Origin of the sequence: Kitasatospora nipponensis (assembly GCF_039528135.1) — a bacterium.
GTDB classification, from domain to species: domain Bacteria; phylum Actinomycetota; class Actinomycetes; order Streptomycetales; family Streptomycetaceae; genus Kitasatospora; species Kitasatospora nipponensis.
Map to the genome: position 1 here is coordinate 9,884 of NZ_BAAALF010000151.1, position 10,735 is coordinate 20,618.

Below are 10,735 nucleotides of genomic sequence, written 5' to 3' on the forward strand. Positions count from 1 at the left end.
GCAGCAACCTCTGCCAGGGCGTACACCTGCTCCTGCGGGTCGGTGATGCTGCGGGCCACCTCCTCGGCCGTGCCTGCCAGCGCCAGCGCTCGTCCCGGGTCCGTGCCGGCGAGCGCCGCAGCAACCTCTGCCAGGGCGTACACCTGCTCCTGCGGGTCGGTGATGCTGCGGGCGACCCGCTCGGCCGTACGGGCCAGGGACAGCGCCCGACCCGGGTCCGTGCCGGCGAGCGCCGCCACCACCGCCGCCAGCGCGCGCACCTGGGTGCCCTGGTGATGGATGCTGTGGGCAATTCGCTCGGCCCCGTCGGGGTCGATGCCGGCGATCACCGCAGCCACTTCGGCCAGCGCCTCCGACTGATGGCCCGAAGGAGGCGTGTGGCCGTCCGACGCGCTGATGCTGCGGGCCACCTGCTCGGCTGTGCGACCCATGGCCAGGGCACGTTCGGGGTCGTCAGCGGTGAGCGCTCGGGTTGCCGCCACCACTACTGCCATCGCTGTTCCTGCCAGTCCCCGCCTCTGACGGGTCGTGCGGGCGAGGTTCTCGGCCTCGACGACCAGCTCGTGGGCATGTCCCGGGTCGATGCCAACGATCACGTCGGCCAACTCCGCGAGCTCGCGCACCAGGTCCAGACCCTTCCTGCGGACTATCCGGGCGGCCGAGCGCGCCAAATGCCGAGCCCGGTCCGGGGCGGTGCCGGCGACCGCCGCGGCTACTCTTCGCAACGCCAGGACCTGCCAGTCAGAGCGGCTGATGCTGCGAGCGATCCGCTCGGCACGGTCGACGTCGGCACCGGCGATCGCTGTGGCCACGTCACTGAGCGCCAGCGCCAGCGCCTGCGGGTCCGGAAGCGGGTTGGTGCTGCTGCGGACAACCCGTTCGGCCCCTTCAGGGTCGGTGACAGCGAGGGCTTTGGCGACCGATGTCAGGGCCTGCAACTCCTGCTCCGAGTTGAAGATGCTGTGGGCGACCTGCTCGGCCGTGTAGGCCAGGGCCAGCGCCCGTTCGGGGTCACTGTCGGCGAGCGCCGCGACCACCGCTGCCAGCGCCTGCGCCTGCCACCGCGGTTCGGTGATGCTGCGGGCAACCCGCTCGGCACGGTCGGGGTCCACACCGGCGATCGCCGTGACCACGTCCGCCAGCGCCCGCGCCTGCCAGTACGGTTCGGTCATGCTGCGGGCGATCCGCTCGGCTGTACGGGACAGAGCCAGTGCGCGTTCAGGGTCGGCACCGACGATCGCCGCGACCACCTCTACGACCGCCCACGCTCGTTCTCCCGGTGCGGTGATGCCGTGGGTGGCCTGCTCAGCTGTGTGGGCCAGGGCCAGGGCCCGTTCAGGGTCTGCGCCCGCGAGCGCCGTCACCAGCGCGGCCAGCGCCTGCGCCCTGTCGCGAGGGTCGGTGATGCTCCGGGCGACCCGTTCGGCACGGTCGGGGTCCACATCTGCGAGCACCGTGACCACCGCTGCCAGCGCCTGCGCCCTGTCGCGTGGGTCGGTGATGCTGCGGGCGACCTGCTCGGCCCAGTCGGGGGCTGTGCCGGCGAGCGCCGTGGCGATTCCTTGGAGCGCCCTCACCCGCGAGAACATGTGAGGGATGGTACGGGTGGCCTGCTCGGCCGCGTGAGCCACGGCCAGTGCCCGTTGGGGGTGGGGGGCACCGGTAAGGGTCCGGGCCAGGCCCGTCAACGCCTCCGCCCGACGGTCCGGGTCGGGGATGGCCATGGCCAGTGCTCGGGCTCGGTCGGGTTGGCCGAGGGCGGCCCAGACGGCGGGCAGACACGTGGGGATGTGGGCGTTGCGGTCTTCGAGCTGTGCGCGGCGGCGGGAGAGGACGGCCAGGGCGTAGAGGTCCACCTCCGGGCGGGCGAGAAGGAGGTCCTGGCAGGTCGTCACCTCGGCGAGAGCGGCGCTGTCGCCACCGGACAGGTCGAGCATGCGGTCGTGGCGGGCGCTGTCGAGAGCGAGGTCGAGCAGGCGGTCGGCGTCGTGCGTGGCGGCGAGCATGCGGGGGTAGCCGGTGAAGAGGTACTCCGGGGTGTGGGGCGGCCATGAGGGACGTGGGCCGGTCGGGGTGCGGTAGGCGTCCGCCCAGGTGTGTATCCGGTCCCGGTAGCGGGCCAGGTTCTCGTGTCCGAGGTAGTGGGCGGCCGCGGTCTGCAGCTCCTCGTGACCCAGCAGGTAGAGCTGTGGTTCCCTGCCACGGCCCCATCGGGTGGGCCGGGTGGTGAAGGTGCGTCCGGTCACGGTGTGGAGGGTCTCCTCGACGGTCCACAGCTCGGTGCCGGTCAGCTCCCGCAGGTCGGGACCGGTGAGGCCGCCACGGGCCGCGGTGAGCAGGCCGAGCAGGTCCCGCTCGACGGGGCTGCTGGACAGGAGGCGCTTGAGTTCGGTCTGGCCGAGGCGTTGCAGGTCGCGGGCGTGCGGGGAGTCGGAGAGAAGGCGGATGGCACCGGGGTCGCGCAGGGGGTGCCAGTCGGGTACGTCGTCGGGGACCGGCGGGTTGGGCCGGCCGGTGGCGATGATGCGCATTCCGGCCGGTGGCCGGCCGGGCAGGAGGGCGGCGATGCTGTGCGCGTCGGGGCCGGTGGTGACGCCGCGGTCCTCGTCGAGTCCGTCGATGACCAGGACGAGCCGCCCGCCCGACGCCCGGCAGGCTCCGGCGGCCTGGGCGAGCAGGTCCAGCATCGCCGCCTCGCGGCCCCCCTCACCGGTGGCTGCGGGAAGGTCCTCTCCCAGCAGGGCGCACAACTGCTCGGTCACAGCGGTGGTGAACGCGTCCCGGGTGTCCTGGGAGGCGAGGCGGGCGGTGATGAAGAACGACACCAGCCGCACCCCGGCCGCATGCACTCGGGAGGGCGGGCTCAGAACGAAGGTGGACAGCAGAGCCGACTTGCCCGCCCAGGGGCCGGCCCGCCACCACACGTAGGCGCTGCGGTGGTCCTCGGTGCAGAAGGCAGCGAGTTCGCCCAGCTCGGCATCACGACCCAGGAGCTCGGGTGGGGCGATCCGTTCGACCTGGCGCAGGTAGGCCGAGCGAACCGGCACCGGCGGCAGCGGGGTAGTGGAGGAGAAGTAGTAGTTGGTCAGGTACAGGTCGTGGACGACGCGCCCGATGGTGGTGCCATCCGCGTGGCCCGCCGCCGCCGGTGGGCTTCCGCCGGATGCGGGCCGCGACGGTGGAGCCGGTGTGGAGGTGCCGGGCGCGGTCCTGGGCGTGACCGACCCGGCTAGGAAGGGCCCCGGCCTTGGTCCCCTCCACCGTCGCCGCTCTGACTGAGGTGGACGTCGCCGCCGACCTGGCCGATCGCGGTGCCGCTGCCGCTGGCCTGGACGTGGGCGTCGCCGGTGAACACCCGTGCTCCCGCGCCCGCGACGACGGAGGCTCCGGTGGCCTTCTCATCGGCCTGGACCTGGGCCAGCAGATCGGTGACCGTTCGGGCGAAGTGCTCGTCCTTTCGGGCGGCGGCGGTGACCGCCAGCTCCAGTTGCTGGCGGGTCAGCTCGCTGACCTGACCACCGTCGGTGGCGGCTTCCTCGGCCAGGTCTTCCAGGACCGGGTGGGTGCCGAGTCTGGCGGTGACCGCGGTGTGAAGCCGGTCCAGGCCCACGTCGATCACCGTATCGACCTCGCCGTCCAGGACTCCGGCCGCTCGACGGGCTTTGCGGACCGCCCAGGCGATCACGTAGCCCGCCACGACTCCGGCCTCGATGACCATTCGACCAACCTCCCCCAGCCGCAGTCATACTGGCGGCCCGTCACATCTCCGAGCATCAGGCTATCGGCAGTCGGTGCCGCGTGAGGCCGGTTGTTCCGAGGGAAGGGAAGCGGGCGGTGGCTGGAGGCGGCCGCCGGCGGGGGGCCGCGCAGCGCGTCCATCATCGCGAAGTCGTGCATGAGGACGTCAGCGGCCGCACCCGGGCAGGTTCGCCAGGGATGTGGGTCAGCCGGAACCCGGGCGCTCAGGCGAGCGGGTCCGGTGGGGTCGTCAGCCGGCCTCGCAACTCCGTCGCCTTGCGCAGGGCCGGCGCGACCAGGGCCGGCTCGTGCTCCGCACGGCGCTCCAGGAGGCCGACCGCCTCGTCGACGTCCCTACGGGCCGCGTCGAGCCGGTCGCCCACCAGCAGGTGGACCTTGACCAGGTTCAGGAGTGCACCCGCGAGCGCGAGGTCCGCCAGAGGCTGACCGTCGGCGAGCCCCCGGCGGGACAGTTCCACCGCCTCCGTGCTGACGGCCAGCGCCTGCTGGGTGTGTCCGGCCCGGGCGAGGCAGAGCCCGAGGGTGGGCAACGCCCTGGTCCGGCCGGGCCCGTAGACCGCCGGTTCGGCTTCGATGAGGCGGTCGTAGAGCGCGACCGCCTCGGTGGCTTCGGTGAGCGCCCCGGGCTGTGGGGGTTCCGCGTCGACCCGGCACTGGGCGACGGCGGTCAGCGCGTCGGCCAGGATGTTCTCGAAGGCCGAGATGCCGGTACCGCCGACGGACCGGGCGGCCCTCACCGCGCGCTCCAGGACCCCCACGGCCGTCGGATCGTCGAGGTCGCTCAGGAAGCTGCCCTGCAGGGTCAGCGTCATCGCCGTCCCGGCGTGGTGGATCGGCTCGGTCCGCGGGAGCAGCTGGAAGTCGGCGACCGCCTCGGTGAGCGCGGCCAGCGACTCGTCCGCCCGGCCGACCATCCAGAGCAGCCCCGCATAGGCGGTGAGGGCGGTGGCCGACGCCGTCGCGTGCGGGGCGCGTTCCGGCTCCGGCAGCTCGCGCCACAGGGCCACGGCTTCCTCCACCCGGTCGATCGCCTCGCTCCGGCGCTCCGCCTGGGTCAGCAGGTTGCCGAGGTGGCCCAGGGCCTGGGCGAGTGCGGCGCGCTCGGCGTCGGTTGCGGCGGTGTCCCGGAGCTGCCGACGGATCCCCACCACCTCCTCGGCGACGGCGACGGGCGCCGGCAGCCGGCCCAGCCGGCCGAGCTGGATGGTGAACAGGTGAAGGGAGTCGACGAGCGAGGGCCCGTGCCGGACGGGGTCCATCGACGCCAGCCGACGGCGCGCCGTCACGATCGCCTCGAGGGCCGCCAAGGCCTCCGTCGACCGTCTGGCCACCATCAGCAGCGCGCTGAGCGTGTTGAGGAGGGAGGCCGACTCGGGCAGTCCTGCGCTGGGCCGGGCCATCTCGACCGCCTCCAGTGCGACCGGCACGCTCTCCTCCAGTCGCTCCAGCTCCTGCAGGCACATGGCCTGGTGCATCAGGTAGCGGGCGAGGCTGGTCCGGAACGCCCCGGGACTGGCCTCGGCCAGCTCACGGCCCAGGCCGACGGCCTCCTCGATCCGCACGAGCGCCTCGTGCGGCCGTCCGTCGGAGCGGAGTTGGGCTCCGATGTTGTTCAGGCACTTGGCCAGGTCGGGGCGGGCCGCGGCGGTCCGGTCTGCCGGCAGCATCCGGTAGATCTCCAGGGCTCGGTCGGATACCGCCAGGGCCTCGGTGGTCCGGCCGACCTCGCCACGGCGGTTGGCCAGCGAGACCAGGGCCATCGCGTGGCTCGTCGCGAAGACGTCCGGGAGCGCGCGGTGGAGCTCGGCGTAGAGCTCCACCGCCTCCTCCACCGCCAGCAGGGCGCCCTGCTGGTCGCCGGTGTCCGCGAGCTCGTTCGCCAGGCCGTTCAGGGCCCTGGCCAGATCGTCGGTGTGGGCGGCGGGGTGGGCCTCGGCCAGCGTGCGGTACAGCGCGACGGACTCCGTGATCGCGGCCAGCGCCTCGCTGCCGTGGCCGACCGCGGCCAGCTGGACGGCGAGGTTGTCGAGGCTCATCGCCAGATCCGCCGTGTACGCCTGCGGGCGCCGCTCGGCGAGCCGGCGCCGCACTCCCACCGCCTCCCGGGCCGCCGCCAGGGCCTCCGGTGCCCGGTCCATGTCGCCCAGGCAGGTCGACAGGGTGCCCAGTACCAGGGCCAGCAGCGGTCGGTAGGCGTCCGGCCTGTGCTCCGCCAGCGGCCGGAGCAGGTCGACGGCTTCCTGACTCCGTTCCTGTGCCGACTGGTGGCGGCCTTCGCCCGTGTAGCACAGCGAGAGGTTGTTCAGGCCCGACGCGAGATCCGCCAGATCGTCCTCGGCCCCGGTGCGGGCTCGGTGCCGACGGCGCTGCACGACCTCCTCCGTCGTCGCCGACGACTCCCGGCCGAAACCGAGACCACGCTGCTGAAGGGCCAGGGTGGCGAGGCAGTGCAGCAGGTGCACCGGGTTCACCGCGGTGCCGGCCGCCTCCAGCTCCCGGTGGATGCGGACGGCCTCCTGGGCCGCTTCGAGCGCCTCCTGACGCCGGCCCAGTTCACCGAGGAACACGGAGCGGTTGTTCAGACCACCTGCCAGGCCGTTGCGCGCCCGCACGCCGTGGGGGTCCGCGAGGTCCCGCTCCTGCGCCAGTTGCCGCAGCAGGGCGATGGCCTCGTCCACCTCCGCAAGCGCCTCGGCCTGCGCGCCGACCTCGCTGAGACTCTTGGACAGCTCGCGGAGGTTACCGGCGAGGGTGAGCACCTCCTCGGGGGTGCCACCGTCCTGTGCACGCCGGGCCTCGACCAGCCGCTTCAGCACGGTGACGGCCCAGGGCGCGAGGTTGTAGGAGAAGTCCGGGACGGCCGCGACCCAGGCCGCCAGGTCCTCGACGGTGGTGGACGGCGCATCCAGCAGGTCCCGCAGGCCGTGCAGGATCGGCTCCGGCTCCTCGACCTGGGTGGCCACGGCGATCGCGGGCAGCGCCAGCGCGTCCGGATGCCCGGTGCACAGCCGCGCGAGCAGCGGGGTCAGCCGTGCGACCAGCGGCCGGTGGTGGGCGGCACGGGCCAGCACGGTCAGGAGGCGCTCGGCCTCGGCCCGGTCGATGCCGTCGACCAGGGCGGGGGCGAGGTGGCGGCGCCTGTCGACCCGTTCGCCGACGAAACGCTCGGCCAGCCGGTCCGGTTGCAGGGTCCCCCAGGGCCGGCGGCCCGTGCCGTCCGGCGGGTAGAGCGTCGCGATCCACTGGTCCACGTCGCCGTGCAGGTGCCCGGGCAGGCCCGGCACCCGGCGCAGGACGCCGTCGGCCTGCCGGTGGTCCTCCGGACCGAGGAGGATCGCGGCCGCCAGGGCGTCCTTGAAGGCCTCGCCCTCGGGCACCCTGCCGACCGTCTCCAGCGTCCGGTTCCAGTACCGGGACTCGTGGCCGAGCAGTCGGGTTTCGACGTCGTCGGGCCCCGAACCACGGCTCACCAGCCTCGGGCGGGTGGACGAGGTACCGCCGCCGGCCGGCGTACCGCGGTCCAGCAGGTCGGCCAGGGCGGTCATGTGCAGGGTGAGGATGTTCTCGAAGCCGGCGCGGCCCAGGTCCGGGACGGGCAGGGCGGCGGCCAGGGCCGGCCAGTCGGGGCCCTGGTAGCCGCGCACGTGCGGGAGCTCCCGCGCGAACGCCCCGGCGGCCTCGCGGTACATCGCCGCCCGCTCGCCCTCCTGCTCGGCGAGGGGCGGGAGTTCGACCACCGGCGCGAAGCCCAGGAGGTCCTCTGCCGCCCGGCTGGCCTTCTGGGCCTGCTCCCACCAGGTGCCGGCGGTCCGGGCGATGAGGACCAGCTTGAACGGCACCCGCCGCTCCTGGACCGTCTCCAGCAGCAGCGACAGCTGCTCGAGGCGGCCCTCGACGTAGTCGATCACCACCAGCAGCGGGCCCACGGTCTCCCGCAGCGCCTCCATCCGCAGGTCGCCGGGGCGCGTGGTGGGGCGCAGCCAGGCCACCGCCCAGGGGATCGCGTCCGGATCGCCCTCCTCGGTCAGGCGACGGCCGAGCTCCCGGACCAGCCTGGTCTTCCCCTGGCCGCCGGGGGCGTGCAGCAGCAGGGCGCTCAGGCCCTCCTCTCCGCACCAGTCGACCAACTCCTCCAGCAACGCGTCGCGGCCGTGGAAACCGACCACCTGTCGCTCGGCCTGCAGGAGTGCCGACGGTGAGCCCTTGGGCCCGGTGAGGTCGAGGGACCTCTCGTCGACCAGGCTGCGGAACTCGGCCGCCTCGAGGAGGAGCGAGTCGGCTCCGTACCGCTGCAGAGCCGCGCGGAAGTCCGGGTCGAGGTGCAGCATGTACGTGGGGACGGCCTGCACCTCGCCGTGCCCGAAGTGGCGGCTCTCCGCGACGACGACACCGACCACGAGCCGGTCGATCAGCACCGCGCCGCCCGACAGCCCGCCCCACGGCAGACCGGGTCGGTCCGCCCAGGAGGGCGGGGCGCCCTCCAGGTTCATCACGTACCGGTTACCGGCCACCCCGCTTCCCGGGTTGATCCAGCCCGTCACGTGTCTGGCCTCGACGTAGTCCTGGCCCTCCTGCGCGGCCTGCGGGACGCCCCAGGTCTCGCAGCGCTGCTGGGGTAGCGAGGTCACCAACGTTCCCCACCGGGCCGCGGCGTCCCGGGGCGGCTTCCACCGCTCGTCGGTGACCTGTACCAGGGCCGCGTCGTCACGACCCCCGCTCGTGCCGCGCCACACCACCCGTCCGCGGTACGTCCCGGCGAACCCCGGTCTGTACACCTCGACCGTCGCCGCGTCGCAGACGACGTGGGCCGAGGTGAGGACGAGCCGGGGCCCGACCGCATATCCCGACCCACGGCCCGACGGTCCCTCGACCGCCACCCCGCGTTCCTGCTCCATTCCGCCCCGCCCCCTCAGGCCTCTGCCTCACTCCGATTCCCCCAGTGGCCGGGCCGGTCAGCCCGGGCGACGACCGGTCACGTTCCCCGGGCCCCTCGGCCCGTCCGCCGCCCCACGGATCAGCAGGTCCGTGCCGTCGGTGTTCCGGGGCGTCAGCGTGAACGAGATCCGGTGCGTGCGTCCGCGGGAGACGCCGGCCCCCGCCTCCGCGGACACCGCCCAGACCCGGAACTTGCCACTGGCCTTGGCGTCCGCCCGCAGCTCGACCTCGAACTCCATCTCCACCGGCCCGACCGTGAAGGCCACGTCGGTCCCGGCCCCGCGTGCCGCGGCCTCCAACAATTCGTCCCGTACGGCGGCCACTGCGTCCGCCAGCCCGATGTCCAACTCCCGTACTCCGTCCATAGGATCGTGCCGTCAGCGGTCACCCTAGGAGGAGCCGGACGCCACGCGCAGGCCAACCGACAACTCCAGCTCGTCAGCCCAGGTCGCCGCCTGCCCGTGCCGGCCAAGCAGCGGCTACTTCCCCATCAGCACCGCCGTGCCGCCCAGCCCATCTCCCAAGTCCGTGGTCATACCAGCGAGACATGATCTCCCCGGCGACTTCCAGGCAACTTTTGAGATGACCAAGCGTCAGACGGACGGTCGGCGCCGGCTTTCATCTTCTTCGCAGGCGGGTGCTGGTGGCTTGATCACGGACACTCGTGGGGGTCCCGGCGGCAGGTGCTTGTGAGCACGCTGCGCCTGCCGCCGGTGGCGGGCGAGTTGTCGCCGCCACCGTGCTGGCCGAAGGGCCCCAGTGCGAGAAGCCGTTGAGCGCCTCGACCTTGTTGGTCGCCGCCGTGACCCGCGCCCGCAGGGGCGTGTCCGAGAGGTAGCGCAGCAGTTGGACGGCGCGGATGACCTTGCCGACCTCGCGGATCGGCTCCGGCGACAGCTGTCGGCGTACGCGTGACACCCCGGGGCCGTACGCCTCCTCCCACTGCGCCACGACGCCCCCGGCATCGCGGACGACGGCTTTCAGCTCCGCTTCGACTGCCGTCCTCGGGTCAGCCGAGCTGCCCGGTCGGCCTCACGGTGATCTGGTTGATGTCCACGCCCGCGGGCTGGTTGAGCGCGAAGGCGATCGTGTCCGCGATCTGCTCGGGGGTCATCGCCTCCTCAGGGGTGCCGCCGCGCTCGGCCCAGAACGCGGTGTCCACCACACCGGGGGCGACGACGGTCACGCCGACTCGGTCCTTGCCCACCAGCAGCCGGGTGTTCTCGGCCAGCGCGTGCACAGCCCACTTGGTGACCGAGTACAGGTTGCCGGGCGTGTTGCGCACCCCGGCGACGGAACCGATGAACACGATCCGGCCCTTGGACGCCCTCAACTGCGGCAGGCTCTCGCGCACCAGCAGGGCCGGGCCCAGAACGTTGGTGAGGACCATGGCGCGCATGTCCTCGGGGGCGTGGCTCTCCAGGTTGCCGGGCAGCGAGAAACCGGCGTTGGCAATGACGTTGTCCAGTCGGCCCCACGCCTGAACCACGCCACGCACGGCGGCGGCGACGTCCTCCGCCTCCGCGGCGTCGCCGGTGATCGTCAGCAGCCGCTCACCCGCTCCGGCCGAAGCGGCGAAGGCGGCCAGCTTGCCCGCGTCACGTCCGGTGACCGCCACACGGTGGCCCTGCTTGAGGAGGGTACGGGCGGTGGCGGCACCGATTCCGGTCGATCCACCAGTGATCAGGGTGACGGGCTCCATCCAACGGCCTCCTCGGCGACGTGGTCTTCAGTTCCCCAAAACGCCTGCACTATACGTGGGGTGAGTCGCTGCCAGGTTGTCACGGCCGTACCGCAGCCCAGGCCGCCCGATCACCGCCCGTGCGAGCTCCCACGGGTAGGTGGTCCGGGCGGTCACTGGCCAAGCCGAGCCGCCGGCGGACTGCCCGCTGCGGCGGACCCTGGGCGGGCCGGTCACCTTGTCAGCCGGCGAGGGCTGGTCGTGGATTGACGGGCCCGGCCGCTGATGCCGTACAGTCGGCTTCTCCGACGCGGGGTGGAGCAGCTCGGTAGCTCGCTGGGCTCATAACCCAGAGGTCGC

The 10,735-nt window shown here is 73.2% G+C and carries 6 protein-coding genes; all 6 read right to left on the reverse strand.

Translation table 11 applies throughout. The features are described from left to right. On the reverse strand, positions 1-3,047 hold a 3,047-nt coding region (locus tag ABD323_RS30305), incomplete at its 3' end, for a P-loop domain-containing protein (protein WP_344445225.1). A gap of 182 nt (positions 3,048-3,229) precedes the next feature. Then, positions 3,230-3,718, reverse strand: a complete 489-nt coding sequence (locus tag ABD323_RS30310; RefSeq protein WP_344445226.1) for a hypothetical protein — start codon at positions 3,716-3,718, stop codon at positions 3,230-3,232. Positions 3,719-3,962: 244 nt separating this feature from the next. After that, positions 3,963-8,387 (reverse strand): tetratricopeptide repeat protein, encoded by a 4,425-nt coding sequence (locus ABD323_RS30315; RefSeq protein ID WP_344445228.1) that lies wholly within the window; start codon positions 8,385-8,387, stop codon positions 3,963-3,965. 324 nt (positions 8,388-8,711) lie between these two features. Continuing rightward, positions 8,712-9,059 carry a trypco2 family protein gene (locus tag ABD323_RS30320; protein WP_344445229.1) on the reverse strand — a complete coding sequence of 116 codons (348 nt, stop codon included), beginning with the start codon at positions 9,057-9,059 and terminating at the stop codon, positions 8,712-8,714. A 253-nt stretch (positions 9,060-9,312) separates the two neighbouring features. Then, positions 9,313-9,612, reverse strand: a complete 300-nt coding sequence (locus ABD323_RS30325; protein WP_344445230.1) for a Tn3 family transposase — start codon at positions 9,610-9,612, stop codon at positions 9,313-9,315. A gap of 91 nt (positions 9,613-9,703) precedes the next feature. Next, positions 9,704-10,396, reverse strand: a complete 693-nt coding sequence (locus ABD323_RS30330; RefSeq protein ID WP_344445231.1) for an SDR family oxidoreductase — start codon at positions 10,394-10,396, stop codon at positions 9,704-9,706. Between the last annotated feature and the right edge of the window lie 339 nt (positions 10,397-10,735).

Excerpts from the sequence above, each read along its gene's own strand:
- ABD323_RS30330 (WP_344445231.1), bottom strand. The coding sequence starts at position 10,396 with ATGGAGCCCGTCACCCTGATCACTGGTGGATCGACCGGAATCGGTGCC.
- ABD323_RS30320 (WP_344445229.1), bottom strand. The coding sequence starts at position 9,059 with ATGGACGGAGTACGGGAGTTGGACATCGGGCTGGCGGACGCAGTGGCC.
- ABD323_RS30310 (WP_344445226.1), bottom strand. The coding sequence starts at position 3,718 with ATGGTCATCGAGGCCGGAGTCGTGGCGGGCTACGTGATCGCCTGGGCG.